Annotated in this window: 13 protein-coding genes, 1 tRNA gene and 3 pseudogenes; 4 read left to right on the top strand and 13 right to left on the bottom strand. The window is 54.3% G+C overall.

Going from position 1 to position 16,658, the window contains the following annotated elements:
• Positions 1-135: 135 nt before the first annotated feature.
• From RHM68_RS06620 to RHM68_RS06595, 6 genes are all read right to left on the bottom strand, one after another.
• A complete protein-coding gene (locus tag RHM68_RS06620) occupies positions 136-783 on the bottom strand; it encodes a DUF1120 domain-containing protein (RefSeq protein WP_322221123.1) in 648 nt (215 codons plus the stop codon).
• A gap of 168 nt (positions 784-951) precedes the next feature.
• Entirely contained in the window at positions 952-1,845 is an 894-nt protein-coding gene (locus RHM68_RS06615; protein WP_322221121.1) for a LysR family transcriptional regulator, read from the bottom strand.
• Between the two features lie 40 nt (positions 1,846-1,885).
• On the bottom strand, positions 1,886-2,629 hold the full coding sequence (locus RHM68_RS06610; RefSeq protein ID WP_322221119.1) for a cysteine hydrolase family protein: 744 nt from the start codon (positions 2,627-2,629) through the stop codon (positions 1,886-1,888).
• Positions 2,630-2,781: 152 nt separating this feature from the next.
• Positions 2,782-6,435, bottom strand: coding sequence for a transporter substrate-binding domain-containing protein (locus RHM68_RS06605; protein ID WP_322221117.1), 3,654 nt, complete (start codon positions 6,433-6,435; stop codon positions 2,782-2,784).
• Positions 6,436-7,062, bottom strand: a complete 627-nt coding sequence (locus tag RHM68_RS06600; protein ID WP_322221115.1) for a response regulator transcription factor — start codon at positions 7,060-7,062, stop codon at positions 6,436-6,438.
• Between the two features lie 204 nt (positions 7,063-7,266).
• On the bottom strand, positions 7,267-8,457 hold the full coding sequence (locus RHM68_RS06595) for an EAL domain-containing response regulator (protein WP_322221112.1): 1,191 nt from the start codon (positions 8,455-8,457) through the stop codon (positions 7,267-7,269).
• Positions 8,458-8,790: 333 nt separating this feature from the next.
• Here RHM68_RS06595 and RHM68_RS06590 point away from each other — a divergent pair.
• Both RHM68_RS06590 and RHM68_RS06585 read left to right on the top strand, forming a co-directional pair.
• Positions 8,791-8,883, top strand: a pseudogene (locus tag RHM68_RS06590) (response regulator); the annotation flags it as partial.
• Positions 8,884-8,953: 70 nt separating this feature from the next.
• Positions 8,954-9,202 (top strand): annotated as a pseudogene (locus RHM68_RS06585) (IS30 family transposase); the annotation flags it as partial.
• A gap of 1 nt (position 9,203) precedes the next feature.
• Here the strand turns inward: RHM68_RS06585 and RHM68_RS06580 are convergent.
• The 6 genes and pseudogenes from RHM68_RS06580 to dapA form a co-directional block, all read right to left on the bottom strand.
• A pseudogene (locus tag RHM68_RS06580) lies at positions 9,204-10,087 on the bottom strand (IS3 family transposase); the annotation flags it as partial.
• 323 nt (positions 10,088-10,410) lie between these two features.
• Positions 10,411-10,500 (bottom strand) — tRNA-Ser (locus RHM68_RS06575).
• Positions 10,501-10,584: 84 nt separating this feature from the next.
• Positions 10,585-11,298 (bottom strand): phosphoribosylaminoimidazolesuccinocarboxamide synthase, encoded by a 714-nt coding sequence (gene purC, locus RHM68_RS06570; protein WP_123507616.1) that lies wholly within the window; start codon positions 11,296-11,298, stop codon positions 10,585-10,587.
• Positions 11,299-11,326: 28 nt separating this feature from the next.
• Positions 11,327-12,085: an MBL fold metallo-hydrolase gene (locus tag RHM68_RS06565; RefSeq protein ID WP_322221110.1), complete on the bottom strand. Its 759-nt coding sequence runs from the start codon at positions 12,083-12,085 to the stop codon at positions 11,327-11,329.
• 4 nt (positions 12,086-12,089) lie between these two features.
• Positions 12,090-13,205: an outer membrane protein assembly factor BamC gene (gene bamC, locus RHM68_RS06560; protein WP_322221108.1), complete on the bottom strand. Its 1,116-nt coding sequence runs from the start codon at positions 13,203-13,205 to the stop codon at positions 12,090-12,092.
• A gap of 17 nt (positions 13,206-13,222) precedes the next feature.
• Positions 13,223-14,101 (bottom strand): 4-hydroxy-tetrahydrodipicolinate synthase, encoded by an 879-nt coding sequence (gene dapA, locus RHM68_RS06555; protein WP_322221106.1) that lies wholly within the window; start codon positions 14,099-14,101, stop codon positions 13,223-13,225.
• A gap of 326 nt (positions 14,102-14,427) precedes the next feature.
• Between dapA and RHM68_RS06550 the strand changes: the two genes are divergently transcribed.
• Both RHM68_RS06550 and RHM68_RS06545 read left to right on the top strand, forming a co-directional pair.
• On the top strand, positions 14,428-14,988 hold the full coding sequence (locus tag RHM68_RS06550; protein ID WP_008034925.1) for a glycine cleavage system protein R: 561 nt from the start codon (positions 14,428-14,430) through the stop codon (positions 14,986-14,988).
• 10 nt (positions 14,989-14,998) lie between these two features.
• On the top strand, positions 14,999-15,472 hold the full coding sequence (locus RHM68_RS06545; RefSeq protein ID WP_322221103.1) for a peroxiredoxin: 474 nt from the start codon (positions 14,999-15,001) through the stop codon (positions 15,470-15,472).
• Positions 15,473-15,578: 106 nt separating this feature from the next.
• On the opposite strand, the gene RHM68_RS06540 is transcribed toward RHM68_RS06545, so the two are convergent.
• Entirely contained in the window at positions 15,579-16,649 is a 1,071-nt protein-coding gene (locus RHM68_RS06540) for an AI-2E family transporter (RefSeq protein WP_322221101.1), read from the bottom strand.
• Positions 16,650-16,658: the final 9 nt, after the last annotated feature.

Genomic DNA, 16,658 nt, shown 5'->3' with positions numbered 1-16,658 from the left:
AGTTTGATCTCGACAGCCAATAATCCGACCGTATAAAAGCGACGGACTTAACTGTCGAGAGAAAGTAGTAGATAATTAAATAGCAGAGAATAACAATGGACCATCAATTAACCAATGGTACCGCTAGGCCAGCTATTACAGGTAACGTACTTCCATGGTAGACAAGCCATCCAGCGTGATCGGAGTAGCCAAATCAAGCGTGTTGGTCGGTGCGATGCTAGCGGTAACAGACACAGCACCTGAATAAGTGGTGTGTGCAGCCGGGATCAAAGTGCCTGGTGCAGCGAAAGAGTAAACGCGATTCCTAGCGCCTTGGGTAATCACGTTACCGTCTGTTGCGCTTGGAATCCAAACGCCATTGAGACCGTCTGAAACAATGCTGTCCGCAACGACACCATCAGCCAGCGTTTGGCCAGGTACGTTTCTGAGAGTGTAATAACCAATCTTATTGACACCCTGAGTACCTAGACCAAATACCTGCTCACTCACCAACGAAGATGAACTCAAACGGTTATCGACCCAAGAAGTACCGACTACGATAGGTGCATCACAAGTAATGGTGTAAGCAATTTGACGCGACTGCAGCTTTGAAGTGGCGGTGGCAGATAAATCACTTGATGAGATTTTGCCATAGTCAACCACACCACCGCCCGCGAACACTGGAGTACACGCACCCGGAATAACAGTACCGATCACCTTTAGATCAGCAGTGCTGGCAGCAAATGCAGAGCTTGCGCTGGCAAGCATCAAGGCGGCGAAAAGAGCTTTAGTTTGGAAACGCATGGTAGATACCTGTTGGATAAGAGTTCAAGGAAGATTTAGTCGAGCTAAGACAAGCACCGAACGCTGTCTTGTTGCTCTTTAACCTTGAGCACAGATTAAACAAGCTGGGGGATACGGACTACACGAAAACGCCCACGGTTTTGTAGGAAATTTCCTAGCGAGAGACCGTCAGTTCTTAGATGTTTGGTAGTAATCAGCAAGGAAATCGACAAAAGCCCGGACTTTGGGCGCTTGATATTTAGACTGGGGGTATACCGCGTAGTAATGTCGCTCGCCCAAGCTGTAGTTGGGGAGGATAGAGACAAGCAGCCCGGTCGCAAGGTCGTTGCGCACGGTGGCCTGGGTGAAACAGGCGATGCCTGCGCCAGATACTGTAGCGGCGTGCAGTGCGATGATGGTGTTGGTCTTGAATTGGCCTGTTGGGGCTACCGTCACCGTGGCGCCTCGGGTTGAGCTTAATTCCCAGTCCGAGGTTGCACCCACAAAGGTCAGCAATCGATGCTGTTTGAGTTCTTCAGCCGATCGTGGCAGCCCGTGTGTGCGGACATAACCGGGGGCTGCGACCAGCATCAGTTTTGAGACAGTTAACGTGCGCGCAATTAGCGTGGTATCGCTCAAAGCACTGGCAATACGGATCGCCACATCAAAACCTTCAGCCACCACATCCACAAACTGGTCATCGCAACACAGTTCAAGTTCTATATCGGGATAACGCTTTTGGAAGGCTGGTAGCCAATGGGGCAAATCAATAGTCCCCACGACTAAGGGCACGCCGACCCGCAGCAATCCTTCTGGCCGTTGATGCCCTTGAGCAATGGCTTGAGACGCTGCCTGCACCCGCTCAAGGATATCGACACACGCTGCGTAGTATTGCTCGCCGGGAGTCGTCAGGCTAAAACGCCGGGTATTGCGATTGATCAATTGAACGCCCAGTTCAATCTCCAACTGCTGCAACTGCCGTGAAATTGTCGAGTGAGTGGTATCCAGGCGCTCTGCTGCGGCAGAGAAGCCCTTCGCCTCAACGATGCACCGAAAGGCGCGCATGGCAGCTAGCTGGTTCATGAAACAGGCGATCCATAGTCAGGCGTAAGCGTTAAATAGATTAATCAATCGGCAAGGCGATGATCTGCGAGGTCGTCAGCACTGAGCCAAAGGTGTCTTCGATTTCAGCGAGTGTAGAATTTTGCAGCTCATCCTTGGACACGGTGTGGCCATCGGCGCGCTTAATTGCACGGGTGGCGGTCGCATCGGATGCTACCACGACGTTATAACCCAACGGCACCGCATCACGTGCAGCGCCCGCGATACAGGCATGGGTCATCAGGCCGCTAATAATAAGCGTGTCAATGTTAGCTTTCTTCAACTGCGCGTTCAGGTCGGTGCTGGCAAACACGCTGACGGTAGTCTTTTGCACCAACTTTTCCTGCAGGCGTGGCTTCATCAGCGGGTGGAATCCTACGGTCTTGCCGTCAAGGGCAAATACCGCAGCGCCGTCTGGAGCAATGTGCTGAACATGAACCACCTGGATGTGGTTCTTGTCGGCGAAATCAATAAGGCGTTGGGCGTTTTTCAGTGCAGCCATACCGTCGGGAATAGGCATACGACCGGTAAAATATTCGTTCTGAAAATCAATAACCAGTAACGCGGTAGTTTTCGGGTTGATTTTGTCCATTGGCTCCGCACCAGACATGGCGCGGATCGTTGGATGCTGGTTGACGGTTGTTTCGGCAGCTGACGCCAATTGATTTCCAGCGACCACCAAGCCTAAGCCGATCACGGTGGATTTAAACAACGACGACAGCGTGAATCGAGGTGCGGCGGATAGTGAAACAGTAGACATACTCATCGGTGGAAGTCCTGTGTGGATTAGTAGATAACAGGGGCTAATTCTAGAATTCGCACCCCGTTACTACAACGCACCTATCAGCACAGAACCTGTTCGGAAAACACACAGACAGAGGGTGTGTTCAGGTTGACCCCGTTTGTTATTAGTGATGATTACGCCTCAAAACAGTGTTGTTTCAGGGTAGCTGCCAGTTCCTGCATCTGGTGATCCAGTTCCTCTATGGCAAGCGTCAACGCTTGATAATCGGTATCGGATTCACGGCAAATAACTTCCAGTTGCTCACATGCTTCAATCAACGCCCACGCTTTAATGATGCGCGCGCCTCCCTTGACCCTGTGCGCAAGATCATCCAGCCCTTGGCAGTCTTGAGCCTCTGATACTTCTGCCAGCCTGATCAAGTCCTGATCATTACTGTCCGCCAGGTCGCGTAGCAATGCATTCATAGCGCTAGCGTCGCCCCGGGTGAGTTGCTCGATACTGGTCAGGTCGATGACACCGGCCACCGAGGGAAACGCATCGCCTATCATCGTAAGCTGCTTATTGGGTCGCACTGAGCTGAGGCGCAGGCTCAAGCTTTCAAGACTGATTGGTTTAAACAGACAGTCATCCATGCCAGCATCCAGGCAACGGCCCTTTTCATCAGGCTGCGCGTTCGCAGTGAATCCGAAGATCACACAGGGCGGCCCTCCCCTCGCCAACTCTTCTGCGCGAATAGCCCGGGTCAAATCATAGCCATTCATGATCGGCATGTTGCAGTCGGTAATAACGACATCAAAATGATTATTGCGCCAGGCTCGAAGACCATGGGCGCCGTCTTGGGCGTCGTGGACTTTATGGCCGAGATAGCCCAATTGCTGGGAGAGCAACAGACGGTTAGCTGGGTAGTCATCAACCACCAATACAGTGAGAATCTGTGTTTGGGGCGCCAACTCCAAGATGGCCGCTTGGGATTGCACCAGCGGTTCCAGAGTCTTCAGGTTGAACAACACTTCGATTCGCGTCCCTTTACCCAGCGCACTTGTCAGGCGTAATTCACCGCCCATCATTTCACACAGGGTGCGGCTGATGACCAGCCCCAGACCGGAGCCGCCACGAGCAGACTGGTTGTTGTTGCTGCCTTGAACGAATGGACTGAACAGGCGCTGCTGATCTTCAACAGAAATCCCCATGCCGGTGTCTTCAACAATCAGACGAATGTTTCTGTTGTTTGGCTCGCTGCCCGACAGTACTTGCAGGGTAAGCCGCACTTCGCCTTCAGTGGTGAACTTGATGGAGTTACTTAACAGGTTAGAAAGAATCTGTTTAAAGCGCAGCGGGTCAATCAGTACATCGCGATTGGCTTCAAAATCCAGGTTTAGCAACAGGTGTAAACGCTTCTGCCGTGCCAAGCCTTCAAATATGCGCGCTACCGATTCCACCTGTTCGCGCAAGTTTGCGCGTTCAGGGTTTAACGACAGATGGCCGGATTCAATCCGGGCAATGTCCAGAATGTCCCCGATCAGGTCCAGCAAGCCGCGAGCCGCATTGGAGGCGACTTCAATCGCAAAACGATCCAGCACACCTTGAGCGGCTTTTTTCATTGCCAACTCCAGCATGCCGATGACCGCGTTCATTGGCGTGCGAATTTCATGACTCATGGTTGCCAGAAATGTGGTTTTGGCTTTATTGGCGTCTTCCGCGAGACCTTTGGCGTCCTGCAGTTGCTCTAACAGGCGGTGACGATCACTGATGTCGATCCAGCCAGCGATTAAACCGATGACCGAGCCGTCGGTACCGCGATAGGGCAGCATCCAGTGATAGTTCAGCAATACTCGGCCATCTGCCAGCGTCAGCGAGCGATCCATTAAGCGCGATTCACCGGCCGCCATCAGCTCAAGGTATTCGTTGTGGTAGCTGAGACTGTCAGCTGACGACAACAACCTGCCCTCAAGTATCGTTTTGCCGATCAAGTCCTCGCGGCGGGTTCTAAATATGTCGAGGTAAGCAGAGTTGCAACTAATCAGGCGCCCCGCGCGGTCACGCACGTAAATAGGGTGCGGCGTGCCGTCTAGCAAAACGCGCATGAATTCGTTCTGGTCGCTGAGCGCCAACTCGGCTAACTGACGCTGGCGGATCAATCGTCGCAGGTTGGCAATCCACAGCAGTGCCACTATTAATAACGCAGCCGCGATGAAGAAACCTGGGATTATCGCCGATCGATTTCTAAGCCAAAAGCTGTCATTAACCACCGCTTCATTGCGCCAGCGGTTAGTCACTTCCGTCATCTCTTCCGGCGGAATGCTGAGCAAAGCTTTTTCCAGGATGGAGTTTAGCTCCACCGCACCACGATTGGTCGAAAAGCTCATTCGCGCAGGATAAATACCAACGGTCGAGGTGACTTGCAGTTGATTGCGGTATAAATGAGAAATCATGTAGCGCGCGCTGATTAGCGGTAGTACAGCAGCGTCGACCTTACCTTGAGCTACTTGTTCCATGGTCTCGGTTGCGTTACCGGCTTCCACAATGCGAACGGTCGGGTAGTTCGTCCTGATATAGTCTATGGCAAAATTACCGCGAACGATGGCAATGCTTTTGCCTGCCAGCTCTACCAGCGTGGGTACATCGACGGTATCTGTTCGGCTGACCAGCACCAGCGGGGTGCTCACGTAAGCACGCGTAAAGTGCACTTCGGCCTCGCGCTCAACACTTGAGGTAAACGCAGCAATAATGTCGGCTTTTCCGGTTTTTACCTGATTGATAAGGTCACTTACCGACGTCCCCATCTGCACATCAAATTTCAGCCCGGTGCGCAAGCTGACTTTCGCCAAAACATCAGCACTAATACCTTGAAACGTACCATTGTTGTCTAGAAACGTAAGCGGTAAAAAGTCATCGTTGATTACGACTTTGAGGCGCGGGTGTGCGTCCAGCCAGCTTTGTTCCAAAGCGGTGAACTGCGGCCGCTCGCTTGCGTGTAACCCGCTCGCCCCGGCCCCCCAACGACGCATGATAGTTATGCGTTCATTGGCTGGGATAGCAGCCAGGGCAGCGTTAAGCACGCGCAATAATCTTGAGTTGGTGCGGGCAACGGCAAAAGAAAAGTTATTGCTTTCCAACAATGAAAATCCAACCAATTGAACGTTGTTCAAGAAGTCGTTGTTGATCAGATAATTAGCACTGATCGAGTCGCCAAGGAAAACGTCGGCTTGATCGAACGCCACAGCGCCAACAGCACTGATAATGGATGGGTACACTTTAATTTCAGCTTTCGGATAGTAAGCCTGAACCGTTTCAACCGGTAGGTAGTGGTACAGCATGGAGACGCGCTTACCCGCCAAGTCTGGGGCAAGTTTCTGGGTTTCAGAGCTGCGGGTTACTAACGTGGGTTGGTCCTCGGCGTAGGGTACAGACAGTTCCAATCCGGGGTCCGATGCTTCATAGCCGTTTGCAGTGCCTAAAAGATCGACCTCATTGGACTTCAGTGCCTGTATCACTTCCGCCCTGGAGTCATAGCGCCGCACTTCGATTTTAACGCGCAGCAGGTCAGACATCAGTACAGCAAAATCGGCGCTGATGCCCTCTAGAGAGGAAGTAACATTAGAAACGATGTCAAACGGTGGATAATCCGGCCGCGAGTAGCCGAGGCGCAACGTGCCTTTTTGACGCAGCCAACGCCAGTCTGATTCGTCCAGTTTAGGCCCGGACTCTTCGATTTTGGATCGACCAATCAGCCGGAGAGAATCCGCCGCTGCAGCAACGGGCGTTACCATAACTGCGTAACACGCTAACAATACCAGCGCCAAATTGACCCTAAAAAATGCACTCATTTAGATCAATTCGTTACGTTTAGCGAACCCTGATAAATGCACCAACGACTTCATGTTCAGCTTTTCTATCAAGCGCGCTTTATAGGTACTGACGGTCTTGTTGCTGAGGAGCATCGCGTCGCCAATTTCTTTATTGCTCCAGCCCAAGGCAAGCTGCTGCAGTATCGCTAACTCACGGTCAGACAAACTCTCGATCAACTTAAGCTCTGTGGCCTGCACATCGTCGCGGCGCACGGAATTGACCGTCAGGTTCGGAAAAAACGTATAGCCAGACATAATTGAACTGATGGCCTTCACGACGTCGGTGATTTCGTCTGTTTTAGAGACATACCCAGCGGCGCCCGCCTTCATGCAACGCATTGCGTAAAAGACCGGCGACTGAGAGGTCATTACCAGCACTTTTATCGAAAGTTTGAGCGCAGTGATTCTGCTTAACGCTTCCAGACCATCCAGCTTAGGCATGGAGATGTCGAGGATGATCAAGTCCGGAACATGCTGACGAGCAAGCTGCACAGCGTCCGCACCGTTATCGGCCTCAGCAACCACCTCAAAATTTTCAACTTTGAGGATCATTTTCATTGTGGAACGAATGACCGGATGATCATCCACAATCATGGCTTTGTACATTTTGACCTCAAAAAAGCAGCAAAAAAGCGGGGACCGAAGGCATTGCGTCAAGCAAATTCCTGATGACCCGTCTCGTCGAAGCGGCGCTCATCAAGAACAATATAGGCAGAAATAACCCGCCAACGAGTGGGTTGCAAGAGTTGAAATAGTCGTGACTCGTTTAATAGCTAATAAGACTAATTCATCTATGCAGTTTTTGCCGATTCATACACGTCCGTTTAGCACTTTCAACCATGACATCAACGCATGTGCGCTCATGGGGCGACGGTAGTAAAAACCCTGCCCGAATAAACAGCCCATTTCCAGTAGCTGCAAGTGTTCGAGCTGTTGACTGATACCTTGTATCACTAGCTCCATGTTCAATGACTTAGCCAATGCCTGGGTGCTGGCAATGACCGCCTTACTTTCCGTCTTCTGCAGACTTTGAACGAACTCTGCGTCGAGCTTAATTTGGGTAAAGGGTAGCAAACACAAGAGCTTCATCGACGAAAACCCGGCGCCGAAGTCATCAATGGCTAACCCACACCCCATCATGCGCAGCCGCATTAGCCCGGTCTGTGTGGCTTGCTGCATTTCCAAAAGGCCGTTTTCGGCCACTTCGAACATCAAGTCCGAGCCCGATAACTCGTGGTAAGCCAGCCGTTGATGAATGTGCTTGGTCAATCCATCGCGCATCAACTGCGACGCATGAAGATTAAAGGCAAGTTCAAGACGCTGCCCCTGACGGCGCAACACCGACTGTAAGCTCAAGCCTTGTTCAAGTAGCTGTTTAAATACTTCGTCAATCAAGTCGTAAGCCAGTACTGCCGCCAAAAAATCTTTAGGTAGCAGCAGCCCCTTTGTCGGGTGCTGCCAACGAGCTAGTACCTCGGCACCGACCATTGCGCCGCTGGCCAATACGCACTTTGGTTGAAAGTAGGCGTTAAATTCGCCTAGCGCGAGGCCTCGATGGATGTCGTCTTCAGTCGGCAGCTCGATGACCGATTTTGTCGCAGGCTGTGGAACCAGACATCTGTTGCTGTAGCGTCGCAGGGTTTTCTGCAACGGTCGTAATTGTATCGGCTTGCTCAACGCGCCGAGTAACTCCAGACCTGACAACGAAGCCATTTGCTCCACCGCGCGATAGGATTCGGGGCCGAGGTCGCCGTAAAGCACCATGGCCCGCACCATCCCAAACTGGCTCGCGCGGCGCAAAAAAGCCAGGTAATCCATGCAGGTGTGGGACACGTCGCAGATCGCGATATCTACGCTCCCCTGCATGCGCATGAGGGCCATGGCATCTTTATCGGTGCTTGCCTGCAGAACCCCGGTTAGACCAAGTCGCTCTAGGGCTATAACCACCGAGCTACGCTGAAAAGATTGGTTTTCTAGGACAAGAATGCGTACTGGATGCATGTGGCGGCTACCTATAGCCAGATAACGAGAGCGCCGATAGTGTCACTTGGCAGGAGCAAAACAGTTAGGCCGTTTCCCAGAAGCATGTAGGACTTTTCCTACAGGCATACATTGCCTTCGCAACGCCATTTTCGGGCAACGTCCACTTCTGACATTTAAAGACGCGGCCTACACCCAGAACAAAAAGTTCTATCGATCCCAAAGCGCCACTGTCGATTAATTCCCTCCGTTAATGGCCCTGCACGGACAGATCATTTATCAGCCTAATCGATCACAACTCACCTGTAATCCATTGGCTGAGCTGCTTGTTTTGCACTATTGGTTTAACACGGAATGACCGATGCAAAAAACACCCTGCGAATCCTGTTGGTCGAAAACCATACTTTCCAACTCATCGCCACCCAAATTTTGTTGAATAATCAGGGTTAATACCTGCTGACTCCGGCCTTAAGTGCGGCCCAGGTAATTGTAGTGGTCAACTAATCCCGGACACGACGTTAAGTTTTTCTTCGCTGACCCTCATAGCCCATGGCAGCGCGGCACGAACGAGAATACGAACGGTCTTCTGCGTCAATACTTCCCGAAAGGTACCGATCTGTCTCGCTGGAGTGCTCAAGAGATGCAAGCCGTAGCCCATGCACTAAACACAAGGCCTAGAAAAACACTCGGCTGGAAAACACCCGCCGAAGCTCTAAATGAGTATCTAAAATCTATTCAACAATCCGGTGTTGCTACGACCGGTTGAATCCGCCCTGCGACCCTTGATCCGAGTGAAACAGCAGGCCCTGAGGCCTTCCTCGTTGCTCATAAGCCATATCCAGCGCCTTGATAACCAGATCGGCGTCCGGCTTTTCTGACAATGCCCAGCCCACCACCCGTCGCGTGCAAAGATCCAGCACGACAGCCAGGTAATGCCATTTCCCCTGGGCCCAGATGTAGGTGATGTCGCCGCACCACACCTGGTTGGGGGCCGGAACATCGAACTCGCGGTTCAAGGTATTTGGGATATCGAGTCGTTCTACCGTCGCTCTTTTGTAGGCATGTGATCCGGGTTGTTTACTGACTAAATCAAGCTCGCGCATCAGGCTGCGCACGTTGAATCGACCGAGCTGCTCACCGTCGTCACGCATCAGCGACAGGATGCTGCGGCTGCCCGCAGCACTACGACTTTGCGTGAACAACTCGCTCACCCGACTGCGCAACCGAAGCCGTTCGACATCTGGCGTGCGGTGCCGAAGGCGCTGGGCGTAGTAGCACGAACGGGTGACTTCAAACACCTTGCACAGCCAATCAACCGGCTCATGGACGCTCAGCTGATTGATCAGCGCGTACGCTCGTGATCTTCCGACATCAAGAGCGCGGTAGCCTTTTTTAATATCGATTTTTCCCGTTCAAGGCGGGCAATCCGGGCTTCTAACTCCTGAATTTTCTGCTGTTCCGGGGTCAATGCTTTGCTCTGCGGAGTGGCGCCTTGGCGTTCCTGCTGAACCTGATCAACCCAGCGGCGCAGGGCTGACTCGCCGACGCCGAGTGAACGGCTGGCTTCGATGTAGCTGTAGTTTTGCTTGAGTACGAGGTCGGCAGCCTCGCGCTTGAATTCAGCAGAAAAGGAACGGCGTTGTTTGGTCATCTGACACCTCGATCTGGCGAGCATTCTCGCCTAAATGGGTGTCCGGTTTCATTAGACCACTACAAACAGGCCAGTGATGAGAAGGTCATTGCCAATACAGCAGCAACAAAACTAGGCTTGAGCATGTGCTTCCCTTTCTTATGCGCCGAGCAAGAGCGCTCGCACCACTAGCGTAGTCGAGTGATGGCACTTTGTGACCATTTAGGGAAGGACACAGCACAAGCCCGAACCAAAATTCTTCGGATTTGAGTAGTAGAAACGAGTAGTAGAACCAGAAACGAAGAAGCCCCGTAACTCATTGAATTACGGGGCTTTTCTGAATATGGCGGAGAGATAGGGATTCGAACCCTAGGTACCGGTGAAGGTACAACGGATTTCGAATCCGTCCCATTCGGCCACTCTGGCATCTCTCCAACGGCGCGCATCATAACAACACTTTCGCCGGAAGCGAAGCCCCCTACGCGAAATTTTTCCGTGCTATCAGATGCTTGCGTAGGTTAAAGCGGTACGCCCAGACGATTAGCGACTTCTTCGTAGGCTTCGATGACGTCACCGAGACCTTGGCGGAAGCGGTCTTTGTCCATTTTCTTGCCGGTAGCCTTGTCCCACAGACGGCAACCGTCCGGGCTGAATTCATCGCCCAGAACAATGGAGCCATCGGAGAACACGCCGAATTCAAGTTTGAAGTCGACCAGCAGCAGGCCAGCATCATCGAACAGTTTGCTCAGGACTTCGTTGACCTTGAGCGACAGTTCTTTCATGCGAACCAGTTGCTCAGCAGTGCCCCAACCGAACGCTACGACATGGGATTCGTTGATGAACGGGTCGCCCTTGGCGTCGTCCTTCAGGAACAATTCAAAGGTGTACGGGTTGAGCTTCAGGCCTTCTTCAACGCCAAGACGCTTGACCAGGCTGCCAGCTGCGTAGTTACGCACGACGCACTCGACCGGGATCATGTCGAGTTTTTTCACCAGGCATTCGTTGTCACCCAGCAGTTTGTCGAACTGAGTCGGCACGCCGGCTGCTTCGAGTTTTTGCATGATGAAGGCATTGAACTTGTTGTTCACCATGCCTTTGCGGTCGAGCTGTTCAATACGCTTGCCGTCGAACGCCGAGGTGTCGTTACGAAACAGCAGGATCAAACGGTCAGCGTCGTCGGTCTTGAATACCGATTTGGCTTTGCCGCGGTAGAGTTCTTCACGTTTTTCCATGATGGGCTCCGCTTGCTAAGTAGGTGGGCTAGGCGATGTGTCGCCAGTCGAGCCCTGAATCTTGATCGGCCAGTTGCAGCCAGTCCGGGTCGCACCCAAGGGTGTCGACAAAACATTGACGGGCCAGCTGCGGCAGGTTGTTCTTGCTGCTCAAATGGGCCAGGACCAGATGTTGCAGGCCTTGCCAGCCCAACTCGGCCACCAGGAATGCCGCCTGGTGGTTGTTCAAATGTCCCAGCTCACCACCCACCCGCTGCTTCAGGAAATAGGGATAGTGACCGCGAGCCAGCATGTCACGGCAGTGGTTGGACTCGATCATCAACGCATCGAGGTCCCGATAGCCATCCAGTACCTTGCTGCAATACGAGCCCAAGTCGGTTAACAGGCCGAAGCGCCGCTCACCGTCATTGAAAACGTACTGCGTCGGTTCCTGCGCATCGTGAGCCACGGCAATGACTTCGATGTGCAGGGCGCCGACTTGCAGTTGCTCGCCGCCGGCCAGAAAGCCTGCGGGCTCTATTGGTTTGCGCATCCCGCGCAGGGTGCCACGACTAAGGTAGACAGGCAGATTGTAGCGCCGAGACAGCAAACCCACGCCATGCACGTGGTCGGCATGTTCGTGGGTTACGAGTATCGCGCTCAACTGCTCCGGGTTTACACCCAGGCGCAGCAGGCGTTTTTCGGTCTCTCGCAGGGAGAAACCACAATCCACCAGCACGTAAGTGTCATCGCTGGCTATCAGCGTGCCGTTCCCTTGGCTACCGCTGCCGAGAACGGCAAAACGCATGTTATCAGCCCAGATTGTCCTGAATCACACTCAACACTTTGCGAGCGACTTCTGCCGGCGCCACGGTGTTGATGTTTTTCTCAACAGTAACCTGGACGTTCTCGCCGACCTTGCTCAGGCGAACCTGATAACGCTCGGCGCGGGCTTCAACAGCTTCTTTGGTCGGCGCGCTGCCGAAGAGGCCACTGAAGAAGCCAGGCTTCTCGTCTTTTTTCTCGGCTTTTTCAGACAGGTTGATGTAGTACAGACCCAGACTGCGGTTGATGTCTTCAACACGCCATTCGCCCTGATCCAGAGCACGACCGACACTCGACCAGGCGCGATCCAGGTCAGGGCCGAGGCTCAATACCGGGTTGCCGCTACCGTCTTCGCTCAAGCTGACACGGCTAGGCGTATCGAAATCACGGGAAGCCAGCATGGAGACCGAACCTCCCTTCTCCGAAATGCGGCTCATGCTCGCGAGCATGTCATCCACCAGCGCCGCGTCCAGGCCAGTGTTCACCGAACGGTTGGTGAAGTCGACGTTGGCGGTGCTGCCCGAGGGACGCTGGGCGCTGACCACATAGATTTCGCTGGTGTTGCGCTGCACGCCCGGTTCAATGCGGACCCGCACACGTGTTTCGCTCTCAGAAGCGATACCGGCTGCCAGCATGCGCTTGGACATCGCGGCAGACAGCTCAGTGGAATGCTGCCAGGTCGTCGTGAACTCACCCGTTTGCGGACGTTGTTCGTCTAGACGAAAACCGTTGTCCTGGAAGAACTGCACAGCCACTGGCCAGACTTCGGCCGGAGGATGCTGGCCCATGACCCACCGCGAATCACCGCTCTTTTGAAGGGTGTAGTCGCTGGCGTCGGCAATCGCCGACAGCGGCTGTGGACGCGGAACAATGTACTCACCCTTGGTGGTGTCATCGGCCACGTTGCGCGGGATCGGCAACAGCGGATCGAGGCGCTTGGAGGTGTGGACATCCGGTGGCAGTTGCATCGGTGCAGTCTGTTGCGCGCCCAGGTAATCGCTACCCCGGTCGCGGAAGTAACCTTCCGGGCCCCAGACCCATCCGCAGCCACTGGTGCTGGAGATAATCAAGGCAAGTGCGGAAAGTCCGGCCATTCGCTTCATGCGTTGTACTTCCTCAATTAAACCAGGACGCCGGACTGGCGCATGGCCTGCCGCAGCGGTTCGTGACAGGCAGTGCTGAGCCAGGTGAGCGGCAGACGGATACCGTCCGGCATCAAGCCCATTTCATGCAGTGCAAATTTCACGGGGATAGGGTTGGATTCGATAAACAGGGTTTTATTGAGCGGCATCAGTTTTTCATGAATCGCCCGGGCCGTGACGGCATCACCCTTGAGCGCAGCGTTGCACAGGTCTGCCATCTCGCGCGGGGCGACGTTGGCGGTCACCGAGATGTTGCCTTTGCCGCCGAGCAGAATCAGCTCGACTGCGGTGGCGTCATCGCCAGAGATCACCAGGAAGTCTTTGCTGACACCGTCGATGATGGCCTTGGCCCGGCTCAAGTCGCCGGTGGCTTCCTTGATACCGATGATGTTTTTCACGGTCGACAGACGAATTACTGTGTCGGCCTGCATGTCGCATGCAGTACGGCCAGGCACGTTGTAAAGGATCTGCGGAATATCGACAGCTTCGGCGATAGCCTTGAAATGCTGGTACAAGCCTTCCTGGGTCGGCTTGTTATAGTAGGGCGTCACCAGCAGGCAGGCATCAGCGCCGGCGTTCTTCGCATTGGTGGTCAACTCGATGGCTTCGCGCGTCGAGTTGGCGCCAGTACCGGCGATCACAGGGATGCGCCCTGCTACCTGGGTCACCACGCGACGAATCACTTCAATGTGCTCGTTCACGTCAAGAGTGGCCGATTCACCTGTGGTGCCGACTGCCACGATAGCGTGGGTGCCGTTTTGCAGGTGAAAGTCCACCAGTTTGCTCAGGCTGTCCCAATCGAGACGACCCTGTGCATCCATGGGTGTGACCAGTGCCACCATACTGCCCGCAATCATGCAACCGCTCCTGCCGGAAAAAGAGAGCCGTAATGGTACTGGCGCCAAGATGCTTGTACAAGCAAAGTACTGCGCTGCTGCCATTCCCCTTGGCGCTGGTTTTCGCTACCCTTCAGACTTTGATCGGTACTGATAAGCTCGCAAGCCGGGTTCCAGCCTCCATTTTCGGCATCATAAGCCCCGATCCAGCGTTGCCACCCCTCGCTCTTGCCACACTGGAGCATGTTGCAACCTTCGGCCGGGTTTTCTGAATTCGCATCCGCAGGCTCGCTCCCGGTAAAAAAGCCCGTAGAAGTATCGACCGCTCATCGCTTTAGGAATGCTGCATGTCCACCCCCACAGTTCGCGAACAATTCCTTGTCATCAGTGCCCTCGGCGCCAACCCCATGGAGCTGACTAACGTCCTGTGCCGCGCCAGCCATGAAAACCGCTGCGCCGTGGTCACCTCTCGCCTGACCCGCCATGGCGAGTGCAGCGCGCTGATCCTTGAGATCTCCGGTAGCTGGGACGCCCTGGCGCGCCTTGAAGGCAGCCTGCCGAGCCTCGCCAAGAAGCACGCCTTCACGGTCAACGTGGTGCGCAGCGCGGCGCTGGAGAACCGTCCACAGGCCCTGCCTTATGTGGCTTATGTCAGCTCGGCTTATCGCTCGGACATCATCAACGAGTTGTGCCAGTTCTTCATGGACCACAACGTCGAGCTGGAAAACCTGACCTGCGACACTTATCAAGCCCCGCAAACCGGCGGCACCATGCTCAACGCCACGTTTACCGTGACCTTGCCTGCTGGCGTGCAAATCAGTTGGCTGCGTGATCAGTTCCTGGATTTCGCCGACGCGCTCAACCTGGATGCGCTGATCGAACCGTGGCGCCCACAAAACCCAATGTAAGGAAACTTTCATGGCCGTTGCTATCGACCAACCGGTTGCCGACTTTGAAGCGCCCGCCACCAACGGGCAGACGATCAGCCTCGCGAACCTCAAAGGCAAACAAGTGGTGATTTACTTCTACCCGAAGGACAGCACCCCGGGTTGCACCACTGAAGGCCAGGGTTTTCGCGACCAGTACGCGGCGTTCAAGGCGGCTAACACCGAAGTGTTTGGCGTGTCCCGCGACAGCCTGAAGTCTCACGAAAACTTCAAGGGCAAGCAGGAGTTTCCCTTCGAGCTGATCAGCGACAAGGACGAAGCCGTCTGTCAGTTGTTCGACGTGATCAAGCTGAAAAAACTCTACGGCAAAGAATACCTGGGCGTGGATCGCAGCACGTTCCTAATCGACAAGAACGGCGTGCTGCGTCAGGAATGGCGCGGCGTGAAGGTGCCGGGGCATGTCGATGCGGTTTTGGCGGCAGCTCAAGCCCTGAATAAAGACTGATTTTGATGGCGCCTATTAAGGCGCCTTCGTGGGCAAACCCGCTCTCACAGGATTTACACAAACCTTGTGATACAGCGTGTACTCACTCGCCAGTCAAAGCTGACAATCAAAGCAGCGGAGCCACCACCGGCTCTTTGCGCGGCCACGCATCAAGGACCGCCTTGAACAACGTAGCCAGCGGAATCGCAAAGAACACGCCCCAGAACCCCCACAGCCCGCCAAACAGCAGCACAGCGCAAATGATCGCCACCGGGTGCAGGTTAACCGCTTCTGAAAACAACAGCGGCACCAGCACGTTGCCATCCAGGGTCTGAATAATTCCATAGACCGCCATCAGGTAGATGAACTGATCGCTCCAGCCCCACTGAAACAACGCAATCAGCAGCACAGGAACCGTCACCACCACCGCGCCGACGTAAGGCACCACCACCGAAATCCCCACCAGTAACGCCAGCAGCGCCGCGTAGTTGAGCCCCAGCGCCACAAACGCAATGTAGGTCACCCCGCCACAAATGATGATCTCGATAACCTTGCCGCGAATGTAATTGGCGATCTGTCGGTTCATTTCCTGGGCCACACGGGTGATCAGCGCGCGTTCGCGAGGCAGGTAACCGCGCACCCATTGGCCAATCATTTCCCGGTCCTTGAGAAAGAAAAACACCAGAATCGGCACCAACACCAAATAGATCATGATGTTAACCAGCAGCGGCAGGCTCGATAGCGAGAACGTCAACGCCCACTGACCAAACTTGCCAATCTCGCCCCGCGCCACCTCTATGGCCTGCAACACTTGCTCGTCGGACACCAGATGCGGGTAGCGCTCGGGTAGCAGCAGCAACAGCGACTGCCACTTGACGAGCATGCCGGGCAATTCGTTGAACAAGGTGATCAACTGATGCCAGAGCAGCGGTACGACCACCACGATAAACACCATCAGCAAGCCCATGAACAAGGCGAACACCAACCCCACCGCCACGCCGCCCGGCATGCGCAAACGCTCCAGAGTGACGACCAGCCCTTGCATCAGATAGGCGAGCACCATCCCCGCCAACACGGGCGCCAGCATGCCTCCCAACGTCAGCACCGCGGTAAACGCCAGAAACAGCAGCACCGCCAGCACCACAGCCTCTTCGTCAGAGAAATAGCGCTGAACCCAGTCGCGTAACACTTTGAACATCAATAATCC

The sequence above is a fragment of the Pseudomonas sp. DC1.2 genome, from assembly GCF_034351645.1.
Lineage (GTDB): Bacteria > Pseudomonadota > Gammaproteobacteria > Pseudomonadales > Pseudomonadaceae > Aquipseudomonas.
The sequence above is the reverse complement of the archived record's forward strand: the minus strand, read 5'-3'. Positions and strand labels throughout refer to the sequence as shown.

Coding starts and splice junctions, on each gene's coding strand:
- RHM68_RS06600 (WP_322221115.1), bottom strand. CDS start 7,062: ATGTACAAAGCCATGATTGTGGATGATCATCCGGTCATTCGTTCCACA.
- RHM68_RS06545 (WP_322221103.1), top strand. CDS start 14,999: ATGGCCGTTGCTATCGACCAACCGGTTGCCGACTTTGAAGCGCCCGCC.
- RHM68_RS06540 (WP_322221101.1), bottom strand. CDS start 16,649: ATGTTCAAAGTGTTACGCGACTGGGTTCAGCGCTATTTCTCTGACGAA.
- RHM68_RS06565 (WP_322221110.1), bottom strand. CDS start 12,085: ATGCGTTTTGCCGTTCTCGGCAGCGGTAGCCAAGGGAACGGCACGCTG.
- RHM68_RS06610 (WP_322221119.1), bottom strand. CDS start 2,629: ATGAGTATGTCTACTGTTTCACTATCCGCCGCACCTCGATTCACGCTG.
- RHM68_RS06550 (WP_008034925.1), top strand. CDS start 14,428: ATGTCCACCCCCACAGTTCGCGAACAATTCCTTGTCATCAGTGCCCTC.
- dapA (WP_322221106.1), bottom strand. CDS start 14,101: ATGATTGCGGGCAGTATGGTGGCACTGGTCACACCCATGGATGCACAG.
- RHM68_RS06615 (WP_322221121.1), bottom strand. CDS start 1,845: ATGAACCAGCTAGCTGCCATGCGCGCCTTTCGGTGCATCGTTGAGGCG.
- RHM68_RS06620 (WP_322221123.1), bottom strand. CDS start 783: ATGCGTTTCCAAACTAAAGCTCTTTTCGCCGCCTTGATGCTTGCCAGC.
- bamC (WP_322221108.1), bottom strand. CDS start 13,205: ATGAAGCGAATGGCCGGACTTTCCGCACTTGCCTTGATTATCTCCAGC.
- purC (WP_123507616.1), bottom strand. CDS start 11,298: ATGGAAAAACGTGAAGAACTCTACCGCGGCAAAGCCAAATCGGTATTC.
- RHM68_RS06595 (WP_322221112.1), bottom strand. CDS start 8,457: ATGCATCCAGTACGCATTCTTGTCCTAGAAAACCAATCTTTTCAGCGT.
- RHM68_RS06605 (WP_322221117.1), bottom strand. CDS start 6,435: ATGAGTGCATTTTTTAGGGTCAATTTGGCGCTGGTATTGTTAGCGTGT.